We start from the raw sequence: 24,094 nt of genomic DNA, 5'->3' as shown, positions 1-24,094 counted from the left end.
ACAAGGTTAATTGTACTCAAGCAAAAGACGAGGTTTTAGCGATCGCACTACTCGATCGATTCATGAAAAAACTTACTCTTCAGATTTGAAATTACTCCCAGTAATTTTCCCAATCATCCTTAAAAGCTTGCTGCAATCTCTGCATATACGCATCAGTCTTAATCTTCACCATCCACAGATTATTAGAATTGCCGCCTCCCTTGCACACAACACCTTCATCCACACCGTATTTCCCCCTGCGAAGATCCTCCATAAACTTGCCCGTCAGTTTGCCACGATAAATCACTCGCGCAATATTTAATTTACCAAAATCCTGAATAAACCGATCGGGAACAACCATACCGCCCTCAATTTCCACATCAAAAAGAAGCAGTTGTTTGCGATCGTCCTTTTGGTGCATTCCCGCAAACGAGTTAGCACCCAAAAACTCTGTAAACACAGTAATTTCAGCGCAGTGATACTGTTCATTCTCTCGAAATATAGACTCTAAGGGACTAGCAAAGTCTCTTTTAAATATTTCAGGTGCTGCTTCTAAACCTGGATGTGCAGCATTAAATTCTGCAATTCCCATCTCATCCAAATCAAATCTACTGCGGCGCGTACCAAAAGCATACCAACCAAGTTCGACTTCCCAAACCCAATGCAAATTAGTGCCATCGTACTTCTCAAAAGCTATACATTGTTCGTGAGGGCAATTTTTACTATCTGGAATTTTGGGATAGGCAAGTTGAGATCGTGTCATATAAAGGAAGGAATAAGGAAGAAGGAAGAAGGAAGAAGGAAAGGTTTTCTAACAGTTTCCCCCCTTCCTCTTCACTTCTAAAAATCTTGCAATTGAGCAGTTTGAACGGCTACTTCTTTAATCTGGGCACCGCGGCGCACTTTCAGTTTCAGAATTTGACCGATTTTGCTGTTGTCCACCAAACTTTGCAACTGTTCCGCCTCAGTCACTCCTTCACCATCAATTTGAACTATCACATCCCCTTTGCGAATCCCTGCTTTCTCAGCAGGGGTGTTTGGCACAACTCGCATCACTAACACTCCGTTAACTTCCGGCACAATCAAAGGAGCATTGGGGTCAGAATTATTCTCTCTGGCCATTTCAGGAGTCAAAGCAATCATCTGAATCCCCAAAAACGGATGGCTGACTTGTTCTCCCTTGGCTAACTGCGCGTAGATGGCCTTGGCTTTGTCGATCGGAATCGCAAAGCCAATACCCATTGCATCCGCTCGAATCGCCGTGTTGATGCCAATTACTTCTCCTCTGCTGTTTAACAGGGGGCCGCCGGAATTGCCGGGATTGATGGCGGCGTCGGTTTGAATGAAATCAAGGCGCTTGTCGGGAATGCCGACGGCTGCACTGGAGCGTTTGAGGGTGCTGATAATGCCCAAGGTGACGGTGTTGTCAAATCCGAGGGGGTTGCCCACGGCGATCGCCCAATCTCCGACTTTCACCGCGTCGGAATCTCCCAAGGTGGCAGTCGGCAAGTCTAATTGCTTAGTATTAATTTTGACAACTGCCAAATCTGTTACTTCGTCAGTACCTTGGACTTCTCCTGGAAATGTCCTGCCGTCGTTTAAGGTGACAGTCACTCGATCGGCTTTGTCAACTACGTGAGCATTGGTTAAAACAATCCCGCTTTTGTCAATAATGAAGCCGGAACCTTGACCGCGTAAGCGTTCTTGTCTGGGGGTCAGGCTGCGTAAATCTTCTCCCAAAAATCTGCGGAAGAATGGGTCTTCCATTAAGGGGTCGAGGTTGCGACTGACAGTGCGCTCGGTATCAATACGAACAACTGCTGGCCCGACTCGATCGACTGCCGCCGTCACAAAACTGCCGGTATCCCCTGGGAGTTCAGGACTCCGCAGCGCTAACAGTTGCGGATTCGCGGCGGTGGCTGGGAAACTCTGGAAGTGTAAGTTGGGCGGATTGCTGCCATCAGCGGCAGCAGCGGGTGCAGCATTGATTGCTAACGCACTCAGGGCGATCGTCATTGCTAAAATTAGGGCGAACCAACGAGCACCGATTCGAGGTGTGGGGCGAAAAAACTTAAATAGTCGCATAGCGTCAATCTTTGTTAGTCTGGGTTAGTCTGGTAAACGTGTGCGATCGTGCGGACTCAATAATCTGCCATTATGAAGATCCTAAATATATTTTGACAGTTACAATACATGAGTCACGAGCCCGCACCAACTCCACATATTCTGAATTCTAACTTTTAAATTTCCCTCGTAACCCCGATGATTCTATCTGATACTTCTACTGACAAATCCTTGCCCTCAAATTCCCACCACCATCACGACGCTGAATCAGTCCATCCTCACCATCACGATGAAGAATCGATGCGGCGGCTGGTAAATCGCTTGTCTCGGATTGAGGGACACGTCCGCGGCATTAAAACAATGGTGCAAGAAAACCGTCCTTGTCCCGAAGTTCTCGTGCAAGTTGCTGCGGTTCGAGGCGCGCTCGATCGCGTAGCGAGAATCATTCTTGACGAACACTTAACTGAGTGCATTGCCCGAGCCGCTAAAGAAGGTAATATCGATACGGAAATCGAAGAGTTGAAAGCGGCTTTGGATCGGTTTTTGCCTTAGCTGCTGCCAATTTTTCCATCCATATAACAAAACTTGCAAATTAGACAAAACTTGCAAGTTATGCTTTCTAACCAATTTTTTAAGCATCTTTCACAAACGCGGGAAAAGCATCAAATCTTCTCCCCTTCACCCCATTGCCACAACATACAATTTATATGCTCCGCAGTTTATGAGAGCGAGTTTTGTTAAAAAAGAATTAGTCCGCTTTGTCGTGATGACGCAACTCCTCAAAATCTTCAAAAGCTGACGGCAAACAATTAGATAGTCAGTGCTTAATCCGACGTGGTATAAACAGTCTAGACTTTTGTCAGCTTAGCTTTGAGCTGGTATCTGACTGTTGCGTAAACGGCTTTATAGGAAGCCTCGATGCTATATTCCTGCTGCAACCACTCTTGAATTTCTCCATAGCTTTTAAAGCCTCTATGGGGGTCGCTGAGGCGCATTGCCAAACTAGCGCGTGCCAGCGGAGGAATGGCCGGCTTGCGGCCGCCGCTGTGCTTTGTTTCGAGGAGTCCTTCTAGTCCATCAGATCGGTACTTTCTCAGCCACCGCTGCACTGTAATTCGATTTACCCCAATGGTCATTGCCAATTCTTTAACTGTCTTAACATGACAAATTTTGAACAGGTAAAGTGCTTGAATTTTTTGAAAGCCGCTTGCTGTTTTTTGTTCCGTTAACAGGTTTTTTAGTTCTTCAATTGTCTCTGTGATGCTAAGTTTACATACTCCAGCCATATCAATTACCTCACGATTCGCGTTCTACAATACCTTTGTTTGACAAGGGAGCGAAAGCTGCTCCTATCCTAAATGCTGACCTTTTGTTTGCCTTGAAGCAATACAAAAGTGATCGTTCTCATTAAACTTTTTCCTTCCTGGAGGCAGTCAGACGCTCAGAAACCGGATTATTTTAACCTGGAGCAAGGTTGCCATGATTTTGTTTGGTAAAAAACCCGGTTTCTGGATCATTTTTGTATTTGATGGACAAGCGTCATTGCTAATAGTGATAGCAGTGAACCGAGCGACTGTAACATTACCGGCAAGAGGTGACTCTTAAGGAATACCATTTATTCTCTTATTGTTAAACATTTATCATGGTTTTCTTGGTATTTATTGGTATTTTTTGCGAACGTATAAGCGATTTTTAGCCATTAGGTGCTAGCAAACAGGGGAATGTCTGTACACCAGCGATCGCATTTTTCTACAGACATTTCCCTAGCCCCCGAAGTACATTTTTGGCTTTCGCTGTGCAAAAAATGCTTAGATATCAGCACTCTCATCGGTCAGGGCGGGTAGGGCCGAGTGACCTTGCAACCGACTTTCTTGCCGCGGGCAAGTATCCGTGAAACTACTGGCTTTATCGGCAATTTAGTAAAACACGACAAGGGTGGCATTGTCAATTTATTAGCATTACAGTATAAGTATCGGCTATTTTTGCCCGCCTGCTGTGATCGAAAGCAAAGTTTCTATGTGATACTACTAGCCTTTTTTTGTGATCTAGGTCACACACTTACTCAGTAAGCTCAACTACCCATAAAAAGTTATGGCTTGGATCGGAGTTTCCACGTAGAATCTTTGGGATTTAGTCAGGAAGTGCGATCAAACTTGTTGTTAAAATTTTTAAATTTTAATTGGTAACCAAAGGGAAAAGAGAATGCAGCTTTGTCCTTCACCCTCACCAAACCATCTAATTTATACTCAAACCTTGCAGATTGAGGGAAGTTTCACCCAGGGTGTGAATATTTCAGAATCTAAAATTGCAGAACATCCGGTGCAACCAGCTTGCTGACAGTATTCTTCATTTAAAAGGTGTAGAGAAGCCACAATGAACGTTGACGAACTGCTCAAGCTATACGCAATAGGAGAAAGAAATTTTAGCGGGGTCTACCTGCACGAGGTCTACCTCTACGAAGCAGAATTGATTGGAGCCAATCTGTATGAAGCCGACCTGATTGGAGCCAATCTCAGCAAAGCCAAACTCAACAGAGTCAACTTTGGCAAAGCCAATTTGTGCAAAATTAATTTGAGCAAAGCAGACTTAGGTGGAGCCGACCTCACAGAAGCACTTTTACTTGAAGCTAACCTGAATCGAGCTGAGTTGATGGGAGCAAATCTCAGCAAAGCAGACTTGAGCGGAGCTTCCCTGATCCAAGCAACTTTAATTGGAGCCAACATATCTCGGGCAACACTCAGCCGTGCAGACTTGCACGGAGTAAATCTTTACGGAGTAAACTTGCGTAGGGCGGTGCTCACAGAATGCGATTTAATTGGGGCAAACTTGAGCAAAGTAGACCTTAGCGGAGCCGACTTAATGGGGGCGAGTCTAATTAGGGCAGACTTGACTGAAGCGATTTTAAGTGCGTCAGACTTAAGCGGAGCAAACCTGTTGGGAGCAAACCTTACAAAAGTTAACCTGAGCGGAGTATATCTTAAGGGTACAACGATGCCCGACGGCACGATTCACGACTAATTTATTTGTTAATTTTTATGATTGCCGAGAACAGCGGCTAAAGGGTAATGAGCTTTTCATTACCCTAATTTATTGGCAGCGAAATCTTTATTTGACACTAAGGTAAGGCCGAGAACTTCAATGTAGGGTGTTGATGGCGCACAGAACTCCTACATACACCAAGTCAAAGATTTGTTGGGTGAACTTGTGTTATGGTGATTTTCAATTGCTTCGAGAAAAGCTATTTTAGATTTAATATTTTGGATTTGGGACGGTTAAAATGAAACTCAGAATCCTCGTTGCTGCAACGCTGCTGAGCGCGATCGCGCCGATCGCTCCTGCACCCGCCGAGAACATCCAACACACGCAACAATTACTAGCCACCCGACAGTGTCCCAACTGCGACCTCAGCAGTGCAGGCTTAGTTTTAGCCAATTTAACCGGAGCCAATCTCAAAGGTGCTGACTTAAGGTTGGCTAACCTCAGTCGAGCCAACCTTACCGGGGCTGACCTCAGCGGTGCCAACCTCAGCGGCACCAGCCTGTTTGGCGTCAACCTGACGGGGGCCAACCTCAGCGGTGCGAACCTCAGCGGTGCTGACTTGAGAAGTGCCTATCTCAGCGACGCCAATTTGCAAGGCGCTAATTTAACTAACGCGCAACTGCTCGGAGTTAGAGGAATGCCAACCAATATCGGCACTGCTGAAGACTTCTACCGGTTGGGAGTGCTGGAAGCTCAAGCAGGAAACTACAGAAACGCCATTGATTATTACAATCAAGCGCTAAATTTGAAATCGGATTTAGCCGCCGTTTATTTTGCGCGCAGTATGTCTCGCGCTGACTTGGGAGACTTCGCCGGCGCGACTCAAGACGCTGCAATAGCAAACAAACTCTTTGCAGCTCAAGGAAATCCCCAAGGTCAGGAGTTGTCAAAGCAGTTAGGCGAAGCCATTGTTGCACGCCAAAAGCCTACGGAACCCCGCACTTCCAGCCGCGGCGACTTTATGAGTCTTCTCGGTTCGATCGGTTCTGTGCTGGTGAAGTTGATCTTGCCTTGACGGTTGCCTAATTCAGGGGAATTTCAATCCAGAATTCTGTACCATGACCGGGTACAGAAACACACTTAAGTACGCCTTGGTGTTTCTCAACTACAATTTGGTAACTGATAGAGAGTCCTAAACCCGTACCCCGACCGACGGGTTTAGTAGTAAAAAACGGATTAAATATATGAGAAATTAACTCTTTGGGGATGCCGTGACCATTGTCTGCAATGCAAATTCCTACCGTTTTTTCATCGATTAATTCAGTGCGAATCCGAATGCAAGGGGATGGGAAATCAGGAATCAAACACTCGGTGGTTGCCTGTATATCTCCTGACTCAATAGGCAGTATTTGGGAGCTTAAATGCGTTGCCGCTGCACTTGCCGCTTTAAAGGGAATATCCATAACTCGCTCTTTTTTTCCCATTTCTAAAGCGTCAAGGGCATTACCGATCAGATTCATAAATACCTGATTGAGCGAGCTGGCATAGCATTCTACTAAGGGCAACTTGCCATATTCTTTAATAATTTCTACGGTGTTGTGATCAGAATTGGCTTTGATCCGGTGCTGCAAAATTAACAGGGTACTGTCTATGCCCTCGTGAATGTCAACGGCTTTTTTCTCGGCTTGATCGCTTCTGGAAAAATTACGCAAGGAGACAACTAACTGGCGGATGCGCTCAACTCCGACCGTCATGGAACCCAAAATTTTTGGCAAATCTTCGGCAAGAAAGTCGATGTCGATGGCTTCGGAACACTCGCTAATTTCTGGATTGGGATTGGGGTAGTGCTGGCGGTAGAGTTCCACCAAGCAGAGTAAATCTTTGGTGTATTCGCTGGCGTGGGACAGATTGCCGTAGATAAAGTTAACGGGGTTATTGATTTCGTGGGCGACTCCGGCCAGAAGTTGTCCGAGACTGGACATTTTTTCGGTTTGAATCAGTTGGGCTTGGGTATTGTGCAATTCTGTGACTGTTTTAGCTAGCTGTTCGGCTTTTAATCGATCGGCAGTTGCTGCATTGAGACTTTCTTGATACAGTTCTGCTTGGTGAATGGCGATCGCAGCTTGAGCAGCTAAATGTTGCACCAATTCCTGTTCTGCTGTGTGCCAAACTCTCGGTCCCGAACACTCATGGGCAATCAGCAACCCCCACAATTGGGAATCTTTGCCGATCATGGGTACAATTAAACTTGCTCTCACCTGCAAATCTTCCAAAAATTCGCGGTGACAGGGTGTTAAATCATCAGTATAAATATCATTAATTGCTCGCACCCGTCCGGCTCGATAAAAGCAGTCTGAGCCTTCGGAAAAGCATCCTTGTGGAGATGTGATACCTAAAATGGACCGCCACTCGCCACAAACAGCTTCGACAACTACCTCGCCCTGTTTGTCTGCTGCAAATTGGTAGATTACCGTGCGATCGGTATCCAACAAAACTCTGACTTCTCGCACAATAGTTTGCAGTATGATTTTTAAATCTAAGGTGCTGCGAATCTGGTCTCTAACTCGCGTCAATACTTTGGCAAAGTCCAAGGATTTTTGCAATTGGGCGGTGCGTTCTTGAACTTGGCGCTCCAAGTTGGCATTCAGAGTTTGCACTTCTTTATAAAGAACGTACTGCCCAATTGCCGAACAAAATTGGCTGCCTATAGCTAAAGCTTGCTCAATTTCCTCGTACTTCCACTCGGGCGACTGACCTTTTTTTATTTCTCGCCAGACTTCAAAGGATTGTCTGGGAAGGGTTTGTGCAGCGCTGGTGTCAAAGCGCCCCGCCCACATTTTTTCGGTATCAATTGCATTGCGAAAAATGGTCAAACAGCCAACTACTTGTTGTTTGTAGTGGAGGGAAATTACCAGCAGACCCCTAATTTTAGTAGATTGGAAAGCGGAAACTAAAACTCTAAATAGAGGTTCTTTGTATAAGTCGGTAATTATCAAAACTGGGAATTGACAGTTAGTAAAAATTGAAATGTTGGGAAGTTCTTCAGTATTTTTAAATCCTTTGGTTAGCCATTCCTGCCAGAGGGGGTGAGCTTCGAGCGCCTTAACTTTTTCCCAGTTGGGAAGTGTCGGTTGTTCTCCTGTGGTGAACAGTTCAAAGGTAGCATCACTGTAGGCCGGAGCAATTCGCAATCCTCCTTCAATCTTGGGAGGGGATAAATTTTCACCGTTGATTTTCGGCGGGTTGAGATAGAGTCGGCCACCGCTGCCGCCCAGAGCGGTGACGGTGGCTTCTAAACCCTGTTGCAGTTGAATGTTTACGTGACTATATAACAGGGCTGCTATGCGGCTCACGGTAGCTTCGCGGGCCGCTTGAGAGCGGGTTTGCTCGAGGAGAAGTGCGTGGGCTATAGCGCTAGATAATTGATCTGATACGAGCTGAACTACTTCTAAATCTGCTGGTGAAATATTGAGAGGCGCGGAGTGGTGAGACACTAAAAGTCCCCACAGTTCGATGTGAATTTTTTGATTATTTCCTGGCTCGTATCGAGTCAGACACGTCGCGGCCTCGCAAATATCTGTTTTGCTGTTTGGCGAGGCGATCCTGCGGTGCAAAATCGGCACGACTAAGGAAGATTGCACTCCCATTGCCATCAGGTAAGCTGTGTGGCAAGGATCGAGCGATCTGTAGTGCATCTCTTCCTTTACTAAAGGTTGACCGGTGTCTGCAGCATCGAGGGGACTCAGGACGATCGTCCCTGAGTTAACATCTATTATTGTCCGCTGGCGCAAAGTGACATACATTTCCCTGGCACTCGCGGGAATGTCGTCTGCTGGAAAGTGCAGCCCTTTCAAGGAAGGGAGATGGTTGTTATTAATTGACTCAGCAACAACTTCTCCGCTGCCGTCAGCACTAAACCTGTAAATCATAATGCGATCTGTTTTCAAAAAAGACCGCACTTCTGCTACCGTACTGGTTAAAATATCTTCTAATTCTAGAGATTGGCGGATGCGTTCTGTTATCCGCCGTATCAAAACTTCTCTGTCTAGTTTATAATGTAATTCTTGCGTATTTTCTCTGAGTTGCATAAATCTCCTTTTGTACTTATACAATGATAATAAGAAGTTTTGATGTGCTGTTGGATCGTTCAAACTCAAATGCCTCACCCTGAGTTTTTGACTCAACCGATCTGTACAATTAATGGCTAGCGCAACGTAGACAGACGACGGTGTATCGCCTCTGGCGCACTGGCGTAAGGAAAATCTGCGATCGCGCCAGTTTAATCCTTGCCTTCAACAGGCAGAGCGAGTTAAGCAAATAATTATTATTATTTTAATGCTCTTATAAAATTCTCGCAATCTTAAACTTTCACTATGAAAATTCTTCATTGTTAGGATAACTTGACATTTGTTGTATAACTTCATATAATGATAATTAACGAAAGAATTTGAGTTTCTCTCAGCGCCCCTGGTCCTGATTAATTTCTTGGCGCACGCTCATCAGAATTTTACCCAAATGATTTTGACCGGTTCTGTCGCAGCCACACCCCCAGTAGTAATCCGTTGGCGAATCCTCGACAATCACTCGATCCCCTGTGGCAAGAAGAATAGCTTGAATGTCTGTATGAGTGAGAAACTTAGTTAAAACTGCTTCGCGCATAATGGAAATTTTCACTGCTTCCCAATCAGCACGAATCCGGTGCTTGGGATCGCGACCTAACTTAGCGGCTTCTTGAGGAGTTGCTACGGCTTGAATCGCCGCCACTAATCTTTTATCTGTGCTGACAAATTTTTGGGCTTGATAGTAATGTTCCACAGTCAACCAATATTGACCGTGCAGAGAAATGTCGTGTAGTGAAAAATTAGAAAAGCAGCCATAAGGCTCCTCTACTTTATAAAAATAAATTATCATTTGATTTTAGATTTTAAATTTTACAGGATTTAGGCAAAATCCAATTATCTAGGGTGCTTAGGGGCGCACCTTACCGCTATTGGGAATGAGGAATTGAGAATAAGGAATTGGAATTTAAGAAGATTCTCTCTTCTTTCTTCCCTCAAAATCCATGCGTTAAATCCGTTGCCGAACTTCCTTCGTTCTAAAACGGCATCAGCTTTTTAAGAGCGCGGTTAGCGATATCGGCATAACGCAGTTCGCCACACAAAATTTTGCTCATCAACTGAGTAGTCATCGGCAATTTGACCCCCGCTCTGTAAGCAGCTCCTGTAAACTGATAGAATGCTATAGCCAAGCGACTGGCCCAAATCATATGAGTGTTCCATTCTTGGGCGATCGATTGAGTGTACGGCTCCTTAGCGTCGTCGGCACCTCCAAGAACTCGATCGATCGCCTCAGCAACCTTAAATCCGCTAACAATGGCAGGACGAATTCCTTCAGCGGACAACTGGTAATGGGTGATTGGTCATGGGGCAGGAGGAATTGGTAAGTTAATGAGTGTTAAATCTTGAGTTTTTAACTCACAACTCACAAATCATTAAGCGTCTGCTCGTTGTTGGCGGCCGTATCTCGGCAATCTCAAAACTCTTCCTATTCCCCCTGCCCAATTTCCCATTCCCTAAACAGTCGTGATATCTTTCTCTTTGGCTGCCAAAACTTCTTCTATTTTGGCAATGTACTTGTCCGTCAGCTTTTGAATTTTATCTTGCAAGTCGCGGGATTCATCTTTAGAGATATCGCTGCTTTTTTCCTGCTTGCGAATCGAGTCAACGGCATCGCGGCGGATATTGCGAATTGCAACTTTACCTTCTTCAGCAAACTTACTGGCCATTTTGACAAATTCTTGGCGTCTGTCGCTCGTCAGCGGCGGAATGTTCAAGCGAATAACTGAACCGTCGTTGTTGGGAACGAGTCCTACATCGGACAGGGAAATTGCTTTTTCGATCGAGGTAAGCGCTGTACGATCGAACGGTTGAATGGTGATCGTAGTCGCATCCGGGGTGCCGATGTTGGCAAGGGATTTGATCGGAGTTGGAGAGCCGTAGTAGTCTACCATGACTCGATCGAGGAGGGAGGCGTTGGCCCGTCCCGTCCGAATAGTATTAAAAGACCGTTGAGTAGCCTCAACTGCCTTTTGCATATGATCTTCTGATTCAGCTAACTTCACAAAAACCTCCGACAAGAGTTCCAATAGATTCTCCCATTACAGCTCGGTAGATGTTGCCCGACACCGAGAGGTCAAATACCATAATAGGAATATTATTTTCTTTGCAAAGGGCGATCGCGGTACTGTCCATCACCCGCAAATCTTGATTCAAGACGTGGGCATAGGTGAGGGTTTGATACCTGCGCGCGTTGGGGTTGAGGTGGGGGTCGGAATCGTACACCCCATCTACCTTAGTAGCTTTAAAAATGACCTCTGCATCAATTTCAGCAGCCCGCAAAGCGGCTGTAGTATCAGTAGTAAAAAAAGGGTTGCCAGAACCGGCACCAAAAATCACTACTCGTTTTTTTTCTAGGTGGCGAATTGCCCGCCGCCGGATGTAGGGTTCAGCTACTTCTTGCATGGCGATCGCCGATTGCACCCGCGTTGGCACTCCTGCTTGTTCCAGGGCATCCTGCAAAGTGATAGCATTCATCACCGTAGCAATCATGCCCACATAATCAGCCGTTGCCCGATCCATCCCTGCCGAAGCAGCTTTCACCCCGCGAAAAATGTTGCCACCACCGACAACAATCGCGATTTGAATGCCTTGGGACACGACTTTGGCCACTTCCTGGGCGATCGACTGAACCACTATCGGATCGATGCCGTAGCCCAAGCTGCCCATCAGCGCTTCACCGCTGAGCTTCAGCAAAACTCGCTGATATACCATCCCCATGCCGCCACTATTTTTTTACTCTTTTTGCCTCCACCATAAGATAGCAGTATGGGTGCATTTTGAACATCAATTGCCCGGAACAGACCCAAAAGTCTGTTCCAGAACACTTGACTGAGAACGGTTGACTAAATTTAATCCTTGGGGACGAAATTAAGAGCAGCAGAATTCATGCAGTAACGCTGACCGGTAGGTTTCGGCCCGTCGTTAAATACGTGACCGAGATGAGCGTCGCAAACAGCGCACAGTACCTCTGTTCGGCGCATGAACAAGGTGTTATCGGACTCACACTTGACATTTTCTTCGCTAACGGGAGCGTAGAAACTCGGCCAACCGGTACCGGAATCGTACTTAGTTTCTGATTTAAATAGCTCAGTGCCGCAGCAAATACACTTATAAGTTCCGGGTTTTTTGTTGTCGTGATATTCGCCACTAAAAGCTCTTTCCGTTCCTTTTTTGCGGGTGACTTTAAACTGTTCTGGCGTGAGTTGTTGTTGCCATTCTGTGTCGGTTTTTTTAACTTGTTGAGTCATGATTGATGTTTGCTTAAGATGTATTTAGCTGTTGAGTGTTGACGGTTAACTGTTAGCTGTTAACTGTTGAGTGTTGACGGTTAACGGTATATTGCTAGTTAACTCAGCCTTCCATTAATATTAACCTAATTGGCTCGATATGAACATACCAGGGAAAAGGATTGTCCTTAATAGCCCTCCACTTTTCCTTGAAAACTTCGGCTTGCAAGTGATAATCTTGGGAATCATTGGGAGGCGAGTGCAATTTGAGATATAATGTCACCCGGTGCGGAGTTTCCACAGTCGAGGCGATCCAACAAGCAAAAGTATTTTCACGATCGCACCCCCTAACAAAACTCAGTTGATGAGCCCGAATTCCCACAGAAACTAGAGATTTGGGAATTGGTTCGACTACAGTCAGAGTACAGCCCCAGTCGATCGCCTCCACGAGAGTTACGGAGATCGGTTTAGCTGCAGAGAAATTCTTACAGCCCGTCAACTGGGCGACAGTGAAATTGCCAGGGCGATCGAAAATGTTCTCTTTGGTATCAAAGGCGATCGGCTTTCCCTCCGCCAACACCAACAGATTTTTGCACACCCGGTAAACTTCCTCTAAATTGTGGCTGACAAACAAAGTAATTCCCCGATAATTAGCCAGAGTCTGCATTAACTCCCGTTCCAGTTGACTGCGTAAATGAGTATCCAAAGCAGAAAACGGTTCGTCTAACAGTAGCAATTCTGGAGAAGGGGCGATCGCCCTAGCTAAAGCGACCCGCTGCTGTTGGCCCCCTGAAAGTTCGTGCGGGTAGCGGTTTTCCAGTCCCGACATTTGCACCGAAATTAGTTGTTCTTTTACCCGAATTTTTTGCTCGCTTTCAGATAAATGCTGCAAGCCAAACGCAATATTTTGAGCAACAGTCAGGTGAGGAAATAAAGCATAGTTTTGAAACAAAAAACCGATGCGGCGGTCTTTAGAAGCTACATTAATACCCTGTGCTGAGTCAAACAAAACCCTGCCATTGACTGAAATTTTACCGCTCATTGGAGTTTCCAAACCAGCGATGCAGCGCAGAGTCATGCTTTTGCCGGAACCCGACGCGCCCAAAACTCCGAGCACTTCCGTGCCGATACCGAAGCCGACATCCAAGGCAAAGCTGGACAAAGGTTTAAAAATGCTTAAACAAAGTCCGCTTTTCGGTTGTTGTTTTTGGGATTTTGTAGTAGTAAAAGTAGACGCGAATTTAAGAATATTTAATTGCAGTCTTTGGCTCGAATTCGGTTTGAGCGATATCCTTTGTAAATCAATCCAAAAATTAACAGCAGTTAGCACGCTCAGAGAAATACTCAGAATAATCAAAACCCAAATAGCAGCTTGCCTCATATCCCCAGCTTCCACAGCAAAATAAATTGCCATCGGGATAGTTTGAGTTTGTCCGGGAATATTCCCAGCTAACATCAAAGTCGCGCCGAATTCACCCAAAGCGCGGGCAAATGCGAGAATAGTTCCTGCTAAAATTCCCGGCCATGCTAGCGGCAACATAATGCGCCAAAAAACTTGCCACTCTGAGGCCCCCAAAGTGCGAGCTGCATTGAGAAGATTGGCATCAATTTGCTCAAAAGCTCCCAAAGCAGTTTTGTACATGAGGGGAAATGATACAACTGTGGCAGTAATGGCGGCGGCTTGCCAAGTGAAAATTATAGTTAAGTCGAATTGTAGCAAAAATTGCCCGATCGCCCCATTTCTCCCAAACAGCAGCAGTAGCAAAAATCCCACTACTGTCGGCGGCAAAACTAAGGGAGAAATGAAAATCCCTTCAATTAAAGCTTTACCTCTGATGCGAGTTGAAAGCATCCACCGGGCGGCGGCTATTCCCAGGAAAAAGGTGATAAATGTCGCAATAGCAGAGGATTTTAGAGATATCCAGAGCGGAGAAATATCAAATTCCATCTATATATAAATACATCCGCGTTAATCAGCGCTTATCTGCTGCCATCAGCGGTAAAAAATCCCTAATTAATGAGTTATCGAACTATGCCAAATCCGTATTTCTGAAATACTATTTTAGCTCGATCGCCCCCCAAAAAGTCAACAAACGCTTTCGCAGCAGCCTGATTGCGGCTGTTTCTGATAACTGCCAGCGGATAAACAATGGGCGAATGCAAATTTTCCGCAGCCGTTAGCCGCACAGTTACTTTGTCTGAGGCTGTGGCGTCAGTCGCATAAACTATACCAGCATCTACGTTACCGCTTTCGACGAATGTCAGCACTTGGCGGACGTTATTTCCTCGCACTAATTTTGGCTGTATTTGCCGCCACAATCCAAGTTTATTTAGCATTTCCTGAGCGTATTGGCCCACAGGTACGCTTTTCGGTTCGCCGATCGCAATTTTATTGATCTTGGCATCTGTCAACTGTTTGAAATCGCTCAAAGCAACACCGTTTTTGGGAGTAATCAAAACCAGGCGATTTGTTAGCAAATTGCGGCGCGTGTCGTTACTTAACAGGTTAGATTGCTGCAAATCGTTCATTTGTTTTGTAGCGGCGCTGAAAAATACATCTACTGGTGCTCCTTGCTGAATTTGCTGTGCGAGAGCGCCGGAAGCACCGAAATTATAAGTAATAGTAAAATTCGGATTACTGCTTTGATAAACAGTTTTGATTTCCCCTAAAGCTTTGGAGAGACTGATAGCAGCGGATACGTTTAAGGACGTTTGCTGCTGTGCTGTTTTTGGGGAAACGCTTTTAAATAAGTTCCAAGCAATCAGCAGTGTCAGCGCTAAAGTGGCTGCGACGATCGGGTTGAAAATGCGTTTTCTTTCCACAAGGCTGTATTATAATTTTCCCTAGAGCGATCTACACTATCTGTAGTAGTAAGGTGCGCCGCGCACACCTTACAAGTAGATGCTGTTTGTCCAGGATTATCATCTTCTAATGACTGATGACTGCTGACTAATGACTACGATCGCCATTTGACGGAACAGCCTATTGCCTCTGTAGTTGAAGGCTCAACGGGTTGACTGTTGAGCAATTGGTCGATCGCACTTCGCAGATAAGAAACCTGCACCGCCGCCGGATCGTCACCGTTGTCGTCAATTAAACCTTTATAGCGCAGTTTGCCGTCTTGGTCTAACAAAAAAACCTCCGGCGTTTTAGAAGCCCCAAAACTTTCAGCCACATCTTGAGCAACATCTCGGATGTACGGGAAGTTGAGTTGATTGTTGGTGGCAAAAATTTTCATATTCTCAAAACTGTCGTCGGGATACTGGTTTGCATCATTAGCATTAATCCCGATTAAAGTAACATCTCGATCTTGAAAATCTGCTTGAAGTTCTTTCATACGATTGAGATACGACTGCACGTAAGGGCAATGATTGCACATAAATATCACCGCAATCGCCCGAAACTTTTCTAAATATCGAGCTAAATGGTGAACTTCGTCGTCAACTCCCGGCAGTTCAAAATCGGGAGCGTAGCCGTTAATGGGAGTACCCGTTGTATCGATTAGTAAACTCATGTTTTCAGGAGGTGAAGAGCAGTATTTGCCAGCATGAAAGATGAAACTGTCAGCACGAATAAAATTGGCTGTTGTTTGGCTTTAGCTTAATTCTAGCCTTGCCAACAGCCTATAAGTGATTCCTACTTCGCGATTTATCCCTCGTCTGGCTTTAGCCAACCTTGAGCCAGAGCTTGGTATCCAATAAGTTTGTATGCTAATTTGGCGGCGGTAAATTCTGAGACTACAGAATCTACAATAGGTGCTAATTCCATAATGTCACACCCAATTACTTCGTAGGACTCGAAGACGCGGCGCAAAAACCCGGTGAGAGAATACCAATTTAACCCGCCCGGTTCGGGTGTTCCCACTCCTGGAATTAAAGTCGGATCGATGCCGTCTAAGTCGATCGTCAAAAATACTCGCTTAGTTGTTATGCTGGCAATTGCCCGATCGGCCCAATCCGGTTGAGTAGCGATTTCGCGAGCTCGAATCACGTTTAGCTGTTTTGCTTTAATCAAGTCGGCTTCTTCTTTGCAGATAGCGCGAATCCCGATTTGCAGTGTGGGTAAGCCCATATCTACAACACGCCGCATCACGCAGGCGTGGTTGTGAATCGAGCCTTCGTATTCGTGCCGCAAGTCCCCGTGGGCGTCGATTTGCACGACTGTGAAAGGTTCATCCGGGTATGCTTGGCGATAACCTTCGACAACGCCGGCAGTGATGCTGTGTTCGCCTCCGAGGGAGATGACAAATTTATTTTCGGTAACTAGCTGATGCACTGCGGCTTGGGTGACTCGCAGCATTTCTGAGGATGAAACTGGTTGCCTGTTGCGGGTATCGGCGATCGGATCTTTTGTATAAATTCCGACATCGTAGCAAACTTCGGAATCCAATTCTTCGTCGTAGCACTCGAGTTGATGAGAAGCTTCTAGAAGTTTAGCCGGCCCGTTTTCGCACCCCCGGCGGTAAGTGGTGGTAGCTTCGTAGGGAATTGGCAAGATTACTACTTTGGCGGTGTCGTAGTCTGGTACAATTTCTGATCCCAGAAACGGTACGACTGCAGTGGAAACGATCGTTGGCATAAGGGAAATTTTAATACAGCAAAGAAGTCAGCAGGTTTAATCGTGACATAATATCGGCTCTAACTGCAAAGTCAGAAGGAAGAAGGAAGAAGGAAGAAGGAAGAAGGAAGAAGGAAGAAGGAAGAGGGGTGAGGGAAGGAAGGCTGAGGATTTATGCAGTGGGGGCCATCTCCCCGTGGTTGCCTCGAATTGCGATACGGTTTGTAGTAATGACTTGAGTCCTTTGCAGTCTTGCCTTCATCTAAAATCTAAAATCTAAAATCTAAAATCGCATGACATCTTCTACTCCCACTTCGTCAACTGCTGTTGCACCTCAAACTTGGCTGTGGAAAGGCTTTCCGATTTGCTACCAGGCTGCGGGTTCCCAGGGGCCTGCGGTGGTGTTTGTCCACGGTTTTGGTGCGTCTTGGGGCCACTGGCGCAAGAATTTGCCGGCGCTGGCTACTGATTGCCGCTGTTATGCGATCGACCTCATCGGTTTTGGCGGTTCTGCTAAACCCGCCCCCAAGCTTGAGATTGACTATACTTTTGAAACTTGGGGACAGCTAATTGCTGATTTTTGTCGGGAAGTTGCGGGCGGGCCGGCTTTTTTGGTGGGAAATTCGATCGGCTGTGTAGCAATTATGCAAGCCGCTGTTGATTTTCCCGATATTGCTTCTGGCGTAATTTTACTCAATTGTTCCCTGCGCTTGCTGCACGATCGCAAACGCGCCGAATTGCCTTGGTATCGCAGTTTTGGGGCCCCAATCGCACAAAAAGTTTTAAATGTCAAGTGGATAAGTCAATTATTTTTTAAACAATTAGCAACGCCAAAAACAGTAAAAAAAGTGCTTTTGCAAGCTTATCACCGTCCTGAAGCTGTCAGCGACGAACTGGTAAATATGCTGCTGGAACCTGCTAAAGACAGCGGCGCAGTTGAAGTATTCGTAGCATTTATCAGTTATTCTCAAGGCCCGCTACCGGAGGATTTGTTGCCGCTTTTAAACTGTCCGGCTTTGATTTTGTGGGGTACGGATGACCCTTGGGAGCCGATCGCATTGGGGCGAGAATTGGCAAAGTTTCCGGCTGTTGAAAAGTTTATTCCTTTGGAGGGAGTGGGCCATTGTCCCCAGGATGAAGCGCCGGAATTGGTCAATCCTATTTTACTCGATTGGATTAAAGGGCGATCGGTAATTGCAGAAAATTAGTGCATTTGCTCCTTTGGTGCGGGAAGAATTGGTTTGATTGAAGCGCCCAGGCGCGAAGAACACGAAGGAAGAAGTAGGAAGAAGAAATTAGGATACGGCAGTGCCGTGTCCTCAGTATTATAAGGAGTGCAGCCGGAAGTGATATTACACCCCACATTCGGCACCCCCAACTGGCACATACTAGGAAGAGTATTAGATAAATTATAAAAGCCGAACTTACCAAAATATTCACAACCCTTGCCCTGTCAGTGGCTCAAAAATTCCCGATAAATACCGACACATCTCACCTAGACTCAAGCTCATTTTAGTCTACGCTGGACATTCCCAATTGTACAATTTATTCATACCGTTTGTATTCAAAGAATTCAATAAGTTTTTAATTTTATATCTGAACGGTTTGCGATAGTAATTTTATTGGCATTCACCTGTAGGCTTGATTATTTCCTGTTGTGAATTAAGTCTAAAATTGATTGGAAAAACTTATTGACATTTAAGTAATGTAGATGCAGAAGTGATGCCTCATGGTCATAATGCTGGCGACATATGCTGGGAAGTAATAGTTAGTAATAATTAGATTTTTGACTTTTTATGGCTGAAGAAGATTTAATTCATGAGCTCATGGCAATTTTTAGGAATTCCTAACTGGGTGATGCGAGCGTTGCACAGATTTTCGGGTGTTTTTACTCACTATTATCTGGGATGATTCACTTTTACCCCCTCAATCCGCGTATGTGCCAGTTGGGGGTGCCGAATGTGGGTTATAAAAACACTTCTTCTCGTTCCTTCCTTCTGCCTCATGGCTCAAAACTCCAATTTCTAGCTTCGCGGCTTTCATTGAGATGCTCCCGAAGGCTTCTATCCGTCTCTTACTTCATTACCTAAAGTAGGGGAATATCCCCCTGCCTGATCGATTTTGATATAGTCGTGCAACCCTTAAAACTTATTGAACTCGCCTTCAGTTAAAATTAACTAAGAAATACCCATAGCTGTTTTAGACATCGTAATTAAATTAGTAGCCAAAATTTTCTGGTAAATTGGAATATCAATAATAAAGATTGCCCCCTGATTAGGAGCTGAAATACAATTGAGCTTGCCCCCGTGTTTATCCACTACAATCTGATGGGAAATGGACAGCCCAATACCAGTACCCTTCCCGATAGGCTTAGTAGTAAAAAATGGCTCAAATAGGTGTTGGCTAATTTCTTCTGTCATCCCCGGCCCGTTATCCGTAAAATGAATTAACACTCGATTAGATTCCGTGACCTCAGTGCGAATGAAAATCTGAGAAGGATTAGCTTTCATTTCACTTAAGGATCGCGTCGTATTATAATCATCTATGGCATCAATCGCATTAGCAACAAGATTCATAAACACCTGGTTAAGCTGACCCGCATAACACTCTACCAGAGGCAGATTGCCGAATTCTTTGACCACCTCAATTGCAGGTCGATCGCCCCTTCCTTTAACACGGTTGTGCAAAATTAACAGAGTGCTATCAATACCCTGGTGAATATCCACCGGTTTCATTCCAGATTCATCCAATCGCGAGAAGATTCGCAGCGACTGAACAATTTCGCGAATCCGGTCAACACCTACCTTCATTGAACTCAGCAATTTAGGTAAGTCTTCAACCAAGAAACCTAGTTCTATTTCCTCTATTTTCTGTTCAACTTTTGGTCCTGCATCCGGAAATTCTTGGTGATAAAGATTGACGAGATCAATCAAATTTTGGGTATAATCATCGGCATAAGAAAGATTCCCAAAAATAAAATTAACCGGATTATTTATTTCATGGGCTACACCTGCAACAAGCTGACCTAGACAAGACATTTTTTCACTCTGCACAAGTTTAGTCTGCGTGATTTGCAATTCTCTAAAAGCCTTTTCTAAACATTGAGTTTGGCTTCGCAATTGAGCTTCCGATTGTTGCAATCCTGCCTCTGCTTGCAGACGCTCTTGAATCTCCTGTTTTAGCAAGTGATTGGATTGGAAAAGTTCAGCCGTCCTTTCCTCAACTCGCCTTTCCAACTCCGATGCCAGCTTCAAGAGCAAAGATTCCGCTTTGACACGCTGTTCGATTTCTGCTTGCAAGCACACATTTTGCTCCAAGAGTTTCTTCGACAAATTGCGGAGCTTTATGTGGACATTAACGCGAGCTAAAACCTCTTCATGCTGAAGAGGCTTAGTAATATAATCCACCGCACCCAGACTCAAACCTTTAACCTTATCCACCGTATCAGCAAGAGCCGTCATAAAAATCACGGGAATGTCTCTCGTTAAATCATTGGCTTTCAAACGGCGACAAGTTTCAAACCCATCTATTCCTGGCATAAGCACATCCAACAGGATCAGATCGGGCGCAGCATATGCGACCTTCTGGAGAGCACTTTGACCATCCCTAGCTACCAATACTTTAAAGCCAAAATCAGCCAAAAAATCGAACAGGACACCTAAATTAGTCGGGGTGTCATCTACGATTAAAATGGTGCTTTGTTCGGCAATTTCACTACTCATTGGTTGTCGTCCTATATTGTTTAATAAACTCTAGGATTTGTTGTTCTTCAAATCCTTTCGCTAACTGGCGCAGATGGCTAGCGAAGGGAACCCATTGCTCATTGCGTTGTTCTAGTTTTGCAGCTCGCTCCGCAATCCCTCGGAGATCGCCCATCATTGCTAGATCGAATAGAACGGCGATTTCCTGATCGGGGGGAGCTACAATTTCAGAACTTAGAGATTTTTTTTCTCCTTCTACTTTCCTAATCTCTTCCAGATTTTCTTCATAAATCCATTCTAACCCTAAATGAGTACGTAATTTTTCTAAAAGCTCCTCTATCCGTATCGGTTTGGGAATAAAATCATTACAACCTACCTCGACACTTTGTTGTCGATCGAAATCAAAAACGCTGGTCGAAGTAGCAATCACCACTAAATTAGTCTGAGCTGATGATTTGCGAATCCGGCGCGTTGCTTCTAAGCCGCTCATTACTGGCATCATCAAGTCCATCAAAATACAGTCGGGATTATACTCCACCACCTTGTTTAAACAGTCCTGACCCTCCGTTGCTTCCAGAATTTCAAATCCTAACGGCTGAAGCATTCCCGCTATGATCGAGCGATTCTGCCACTTGTCGTCAGCTATGAGAATTTTTAGCTTTCGGCCTTTGAAACCAACGATTGTGTGGGCATTGGCTTTGGCTGCATTAGTCGCCCATTCCGATACCTCTGGCAAATCTAAATCGAACCAGAAAATGCTCCCTTGTCCTAATGTAATCTTCACCTTTATTTCACCGCCCATCATCTGGACTAATTGGCGACTAATTGCGAGTCCCAACCCGGTTCCTTCAACCTTCAGGTTGGCTTCTCCTACTTGGTGAAAAGGCAAAAATATGTCTTGCAATTGCTCTGATGCCATACCCACTCCGGTATCTTCCACTTGAAACCGGATTTTGCCATCCTGATATCCTACTTTGAATGCCACGCCACCTTTTTCGGTAAACTTAATCGCATTGCCGAGTAAATTGATTAAAACTTGACGCAAGCGTTTTTCATCACCTTGGACGGCAAGAGGTAGTTGGGTAATGGGCTCATAAATCAGGGAGATTCCCTTTTGTTCTGCCCGAATATTGCAAATTTCAGCCAGACCTTCCAAAAATTGTGAGAAATGGAAATTACTCAAGTGGATTTCCATTTTTCGGGCTTCGATTTTGGAGAGATCTAAAATATCGTTAATTAGGGTTAAGAGGTGTTCGCCACACTGACTAATCACGTTCAAACCATCTTTTTGCTGGTCAGCCAAGTTTTTTTGTCGTTTGAGGATTTGGGTGTAACCCAAAATGCCATTAAGTGGCGTTCGGAGCTCGTGGCTCATATTAGCAAGAAACTCACTCTTGGCAGAGTTGGCGGCTTTCGCTAATTCTTCTGCTTTTTGTAAATCGATATTTTTTTCTTGTAACTGTTGCGTTCTTTCTGCCACCTTCGCTTCTAAAGTAGCATTTGCTGCTTCCAAATCGTTATAAAGACGGGCATTTTCAATTGAAATAGCTGCTTGAGAAGATAAAAGTTGTAAAACTTTTAAACGATCTGGAGTAAAAGCACCAGTTGTGAGATTATTTTCTAAGTAAAGAATGCCAGTAAGTTTTCCTTGATGGACTATGGGAGTACATAATACTGACTTGGGTTTTTGGTTGACGATATAAGTATCCGCCGTGAAGGTTCCTTCACAACCCGCATCGTTTAATACCACATTTTCCTGAGTTCTGGCAACATAGTTAATCAAAGATAGGGGTAGTTGCTTAGTATTTTCCACTGGTATTCTTTGCAGCACTTCTACATCCCCATCTACAGTGCCATAAGCTTCAATGAGTAGATTTCCAGCTTTGTCTAAAATGAAAATGCCACTTTGAGCACCCGCATTCTCGATCGCAATTTTCATCAATTTCGCCAACAGCTTACTCAGTACAATTTCACCAGAAAGAGCTTGGGATGCTTTGATCACAGTAGCTAAATCTAGAGATCCTGCACTTCCTCCACTCGTCGAGGTAGTGGTAATCGTGACCTGGCTACGTTGACTTTCTGGCTTAGCTATCCGAGAAAGTATTTGAGGATATCTGGCTTCTAAATCTTTGACTATAGCTTTCGCTCCCCAGCTACTATATCCGTAGTAAGCATCAGTTAAATAAATCCGAGCAATTTTATCTTTAGCGCGATAAAAATAAAACTCTGCTGCTAGTTCGTTGGCTAATGCTTCTTCTTGGATATATCCCTGTTCTTTGGCTCCGGCTATGGCGCGATCGTAATAATCACCCGCCTCTAAAGGTTGTCCCAAAATTCGCGCTTTTTCTGCTTCTACTAACTCATACTTGTGCTGGAAATTGCACGGTGCATGGAACGCCCAACTCTGCATTTTTTCTTGGTTTGCGGCTACTGCACTTAGATATTTTTCTTTCTCTGTTGCCGAGGCTTTTGGATACAGGGCTATGAGGGCAAGAGAATGGTAGAAGTTGTAGATACTCATGTGCATTAATCCTGCCCCTGTGTCGGCATATTTTAATGCTAAATGGGCACTCGATACTGTTTTATCTGGTTCTTTAAATAGATAAGAGAGGATCATTTTGCCGACATAGTAAGCATAGAGTAAAGTCCCATTGTTAGAGGCTTCCATTCCTAGAAGTAGTTCTTCTTCATTAAAACTTTCACCTAGTAAACGGTATTTATTTGTGTTTTTTTCTAGTAAATTGTCAACTATTTGCTGTAAACTTGGACAAATAAAGTATCAAATTTTTGTTTACAATTAATTGTCAGAGCCACATATTTTGCCTGCTCCTGCTCAACTTTTTGTAGTTCTCTCCCGCTTAAAAATAAGTGATTGCAATAATTGACTGTACTATGACAAGCAAATTCTATATCTCCATTTTCTAGACCACTTTGAACAGCCTCAACCAAAGGTTCGAGGGTAGTATTAAGCGGCTCTTTCCAACATCGGATCAGAGAATTAAATACACAAAATATTTTGGACTTAAGAGTGATTGTGTTAAACCTGTCTAAGAGCAAAATAGCTAGTTTACCAAATTGATATCCAGAATCTATGTCTCCTAATCTTCCACAGAGTAACACTCCATACCAAAGATAAGCGAAAGCAGATTCAGGGGAATTTCCATACTTAATAGACAAGGATATTTTTGTATAAACAATTGGCGGAAACATCGCAGGATTTACAATAAAAGCGGGTGTTATAATAAGAGTTAATATTTGCATAGCTGCGAGTTTAGCGGGAGCTTTCATTGGCGGCAAGTTAGCTAAATCCTCAAAAATTAGTTCTTGAGGGGGTTCTTCCTCTAGGCGAACTCCCAACATTTCTAGAAATGCGATTCCATTATCTATAGATCAATGGCACTGAAAAAGTCTCAATCACGCCCTCCGTTGAGATTTCAAGACAGAGCGAGGTTCCTGCATTCGAGGATA

At 44.7% G+C, this 24,094-nt stretch carries 21 protein-coding genes; 5 read left to right on the top strand and 16 right to left on the bottom strand.

Annotated features, from left to right (window positions below; translation table 11 throughout):
* Window positions 1-91 precede the first annotated feature (91 nt).
* Together QUA24_RS09415 and QUA24_RS09410 are read right to left on the bottom strand one after the other, a co-directional pair.
* On the bottom strand, window positions 92-742 hold the full coding sequence (locus tag QUA24_RS09415) for an RNA ligase family protein (RefSeq protein ID WP_333229081.1): 651 nt from the start codon (window positions 740-742) through the stop codon (window positions 92-94).
* Between the two features lie 77 nt (window positions 743-819).
* A complete protein-coding gene (locus QUA24_RS09410) occupies window positions 820-2,064 on the bottom strand; it encodes an HhoA/HhoB/HtrA family serine endopeptidase (RefSeq protein WP_333229079.1) in 1,245 nt (414 codons plus the stop codon).
* A 177-nt stretch (window positions 2,065-2,241) separates the two neighbouring features.
* Between QUA24_RS09410 and QUA24_RS09405 the strand changes: the two genes are divergently transcribed.
* Window positions 2,242-2,595 (top strand): metal-sensitive transcriptional regulator, encoded by a 354-nt coding sequence (locus QUA24_RS09405; RefSeq protein ID WP_333163138.1) that lies wholly within the window; start codon window positions 2,242-2,244, stop codon window positions 2,593-2,595.
* A 296-nt stretch (window positions 2,596-2,891) separates the two neighbouring features.
* On the opposite strand, the gene QUA24_RS09400 is transcribed toward QUA24_RS09405, so the two are convergent.
* A complete protein-coding gene (locus QUA24_RS09400) occupies window positions 2,892-3,329 on the bottom strand; it encodes a helix-turn-helix domain-containing protein (RefSeq protein WP_333229077.1) in 438 nt (145 codons plus the stop codon).
* Between the two features lie 435 nt (window positions 3,330-3,764).
* On the opposite strand from QUA24_RS09400, the gene QUA24_RS09395 reads away from it, so the two are divergent.
* From QUA24_RS09395 to QUA24_RS09385, 3 genes are all read left to right on the top strand, one after another.
* Window positions 3,765-3,887 carry a hypothetical protein gene (locus tag QUA24_RS09395; RefSeq protein WP_333229075.1) on the top strand — a complete coding sequence of 41 codons (123 nt, stop codon included), beginning with the start codon at window positions 3,765-3,767 and terminating at the stop codon, window positions 3,885-3,887.
* A gap of 529 nt (window positions 3,888-4,416) precedes the next feature.
* Window positions 4,417-5,061 carry a pentapeptide repeat-containing protein gene (locus QUA24_RS09390; protein ID WP_333084313.1) on the top strand — a complete coding sequence of 215 codons (645 nt, stop codon included), beginning with the start codon at window positions 4,417-4,419 and terminating at the stop codon, window positions 5,059-5,061.
* 259 nt (window positions 5,062-5,320) lie between these two features.
* Complete coding sequence (locus QUA24_RS09385) at window positions 5,321-6,097, top strand: pentapeptide repeat-containing protein (RefSeq protein ID WP_333229073.1); 777 nt, start codon at window positions 5,321-5,323, stop codon at window positions 6,095-6,097.
* 7 nt (window positions 6,098-6,104) lie between these two features.
* On the opposite strand, the gene QUA24_RS09380 is transcribed toward QUA24_RS09385, so the two are convergent.
* The 10 genes from QUA24_RS09380 to speB all read right to left on the bottom strand — a co-directional run bounded on the left by QUA24_RS09380 (window position 6,105) and on the right by speB (window position 16,946).
* The gene (locus tag QUA24_RS09380) at window positions 6,105-9,110 is read right to left on the bottom strand and encodes a GAF domain-containing protein (RefSeq protein WP_333229071.1); all 3,006 of its coding nucleotides are present in this window, start codon (window positions 9,108-9,110) and stop codon (window positions 6,105-6,107) included.
* A gap of 370 nt (window positions 9,111-9,480) precedes the next feature.
* On the bottom strand, window positions 9,481-9,933 hold the full coding sequence (locus tag QUA24_RS09375; RefSeq protein ID WP_333229068.1) for an NADAR family protein: 453 nt from the start codon (window positions 9,931-9,933) through the stop codon (window positions 9,481-9,483).
* Window positions 9,934-10,117: 184 nt separating this feature from the next.
* Window positions 10,118-10,423, bottom strand: a complete 306-nt coding sequence (locus QUA24_RS09370; RefSeq protein ID WP_333209001.1) for a hypothetical protein — start codon at window positions 10,421-10,423, stop codon at window positions 10,118-10,120.
* 171 nt (window positions 10,424-10,594) lie between these two features.
* Window positions 10,595-11,143 (bottom strand): ribosome recycling factor, encoded by a 549-nt coding sequence (gene frr, locus QUA24_RS09365; protein WP_333209003.1) that lies wholly within the window; start codon window positions 11,141-11,143, stop codon window positions 10,595-10,597.
* Entirely contained in the window at window positions 11,130-11,858 is a 729-nt protein-coding gene (pyrH, locus tag QUA24_RS09360) for a UMP kinase (RefSeq protein ID WP_333076369.1), read from the bottom strand. Before pyrH ends, frr begins: the two co-directional genes overlap by 14 nt.
* Window positions 11,859-11,989: 131 nt before the next feature.
* Window positions 11,990-12,388: a peptide-methionine (R)-S-oxide reductase MsrB gene (msrB, locus tag QUA24_RS09355; RefSeq protein WP_333163153.1), complete on the bottom strand. Its 399-nt coding sequence runs from the start codon at window positions 12,386-12,388 to the stop codon at window positions 11,990-11,992.
* Window positions 12,389-12,491: 103 nt separating this feature from the next.
* Window positions 12,492-14,315, bottom strand: coding sequence for a molybdate ABC transporter permease subunit (gene modB / locus QUA24_RS09350; protein WP_333229065.1), 1,824 nt, complete (start codon window positions 14,313-14,315; stop codon window positions 12,492-12,494).
* A gap of 74 nt (window positions 14,316-14,389) precedes the next feature.
* Window positions 14,390-15,190, bottom strand: a complete 801-nt coding sequence (gene modA, locus QUA24_RS09345; protein ID WP_333229063.1) for a molybdate ABC transporter substrate-binding protein — start codon at window positions 15,188-15,190, stop codon at window positions 14,390-14,392.
* Between the two features lie 134 nt (window positions 15,191-15,324).
* On the bottom strand, window positions 15,325-15,882 hold the full coding sequence (locus QUA24_RS09340; protein WP_333229061.1) for a thioredoxin family protein: 558 nt from the start codon (window positions 15,880-15,882) through the stop codon (window positions 15,325-15,327).
* Between the two features lie 134 nt (window positions 15,883-16,016).
* Window positions 16,017-16,946 (bottom strand): agmatinase, encoded by a 930-nt coding sequence (gene speB / locus QUA24_RS09335; protein ID WP_333229059.1) that lies wholly within the window; start codon window positions 16,944-16,946, stop codon window positions 16,017-16,019.
* A 272-nt stretch (window positions 16,947-17,218) separates the two neighbouring features.
* Between speB and QUA24_RS09330 the strand changes: the two genes are divergently transcribed.
* Window positions 17,219-18,133, top strand: a complete 915-nt coding sequence (locus QUA24_RS09330; RefSeq protein WP_333229057.1) for an alpha/beta fold hydrolase — start codon at window positions 17,219-17,221, stop codon at window positions 18,131-18,133.
* Window positions 18,134-19,102: 969 nt separating this feature from the next.
* Here QUA24_RS09330 and QUA24_RS09325 read toward each other — a convergent pair.
* From QUA24_RS09325 to QUA24_RS09315, 3 genes are all read right to left on the bottom strand, one after another.
* Window positions 19,103-20,647, bottom strand: a complete 1,545-nt coding sequence (locus QUA24_RS09325) for a response regulator (protein WP_333229055.1) — start codon at window positions 20,645-20,647, stop codon at window positions 19,103-19,105.
* Window positions 20,640-23,294 (bottom strand): ATP-binding protein, encoded by a 2,655-nt coding sequence (locus QUA24_RS09320; protein ID WP_333229053.1) that lies wholly within the window; start codon window positions 23,292-23,294, stop codon window positions 20,640-20,642. The genes QUA24_RS09325 and QUA24_RS09320 overlap by 8 nt, the downstream gene beginning before the upstream one ends.
* Window positions 23,295-23,374: 80 nt before the next feature.
* Window positions 23,375-23,986 carry a hypothetical protein gene (locus QUA24_RS09315; protein WP_333229051.1) on the bottom strand — a complete coding sequence of 204 codons (612 nt, stop codon included), beginning with the start codon at window positions 23,984-23,986 and terminating at the stop codon, window positions 23,375-23,377.
* Window positions 23,987-24,094 lie beyond the last annotated feature (108 nt).

Origin of the sequence: Microcoleus sp. Pol12B5 (genome assembly GCF_036701335.1) — a bacterium.
Classification (GTDB): Bacteria; Cyanobacteriota; Cyanobacteriia; order Cyanobacteriales; family Microcoleaceae; genus Microcoleus.
Note: the sequence above shows the minus strand (reverse complement) of the source record. Positions and strands in the feature narration are given on the sequence as shown.

What these genes read in the sequence shown, in the direction of transcription:
- QUA24_RS09415 (WP_333229081.1), bottom strand. Translation starts at nt 742, where the DNA reads ATGACACGATCTCAACTTGCCTATCCCAAAATTCCAGATAGTAAAAAT.
- QUA24_RS09410 (WP_333229079.1), bottom strand. Translation starts at nt 2,064, where the DNA reads ATGCGACTATTTAAGTTTTTTCGCCCCACACCTCGAATCGGTGCTCGT.
- QUA24_RS09405 (WP_333163138.1), top strand. Translation starts at nt 2,242, where the DNA reads ATGATTCTATCTGATACTTCTACTGACAAATCCTTGCCCTCAAATTCC.
- QUA24_RS09400 (WP_333229077.1), bottom strand. Translation starts at nt 3,329, where the DNA reads ATGGCTGGAGTATGTAAACTTAGCATCACAGAGACAATTGAAGAACTA.
- QUA24_RS09395 (WP_333229075.1), top strand. Translation starts at nt 3,765, where the DNA reads ATGTCTGTACACCAGCGATCGCATTTTTCTACAGACATTTCCCTAGCC.
- QUA24_RS09390 (WP_333084313.1), top strand. Translation starts at nt 4,417, where the DNA reads ATGAACGTTGACGAACTGCTCAAGCTATACGCAATAGGAGAAAGAAAT.
- QUA24_RS09385 (WP_333229073.1), top strand. Translation starts at nt 5,321, where the DNA reads ATGAAACTCAGAATCCTCGTTGCTGCAACGCTGCTGAGCGCGATCGCG.
- QUA24_RS09380 (WP_333229071.1), bottom strand. Translation starts at nt 9,110, where the DNA reads ATGCAACTCAGAGAAAATACGCAAGAATTACATTATAAACTAGACAGA.
- QUA24_RS09375 (WP_333229068.1), bottom strand. Translation starts at nt 9,933, where the DNA reads ATGATAATTTATTTTTATAAAGTAGAGGAGCCTTATGGCTGCTTTTCT.
- pyrH (WP_333076369.1), bottom strand. Translation starts at nt 11,858, where the DNA reads ATGGGGATGGTATATCAGCGAGTTTTGCTGAAGCTCAGCGGTGAAGCG.
- msrB (WP_333163153.1), bottom strand. Translation starts at nt 12,388, where the DNA reads ATGACTCAACAAGTTAAAAAAACCGACACAGAATGGCAACAACAACTC.
- modB (WP_333229065.1), bottom strand. Translation starts at nt 14,315, where the DNA reads ATGGAATTTGATATTTCTCCGCTCTGGATATCTCTAAAATCCTCTGCT.
- QUA24_RS09340 (WP_333229061.1), bottom strand. Translation starts at nt 15,882, where the DNA reads ATGAGTTTACTAATCGATACAACGGGTACTCCCATTAACGGCTACGCT.
- speB (WP_333229059.1), bottom strand. Translation starts at nt 16,946, where the DNA reads ATGCCAACGATCGTTTCCACTGCAGTCGTACCGTTTCTGGGATCAGAA.
- QUA24_RS09330 (WP_333229057.1), top strand. Translation starts at nt 17,219, where the DNA reads ATGACATCTTCTACTCCCACTTCGTCAACTGCTGTTGCACCTCAAACT.
- QUA24_RS09325 (WP_333229055.1), bottom strand. Translation starts at nt 20,647, where the DNA reads ATGAGTAGTGAAATTGCCGAACAAAGCACCATTTTAATCGTAGATGAC.
- QUA24_RS09320 (WP_333229053.1), bottom strand. Translation starts at nt 23,294, where the DNA reads ATGGAAGCCTCTAACAATGGGACTTTACTCTATGCTTACTATGTCGGC.
- QUA24_RS09315 (WP_333229051.1), bottom strand. Translation starts at nt 23,986, where the DNA reads ATGTTGGGAGTTCGCCTAGAGGAAGAACCCCCTCAAGAACTAATTTTT.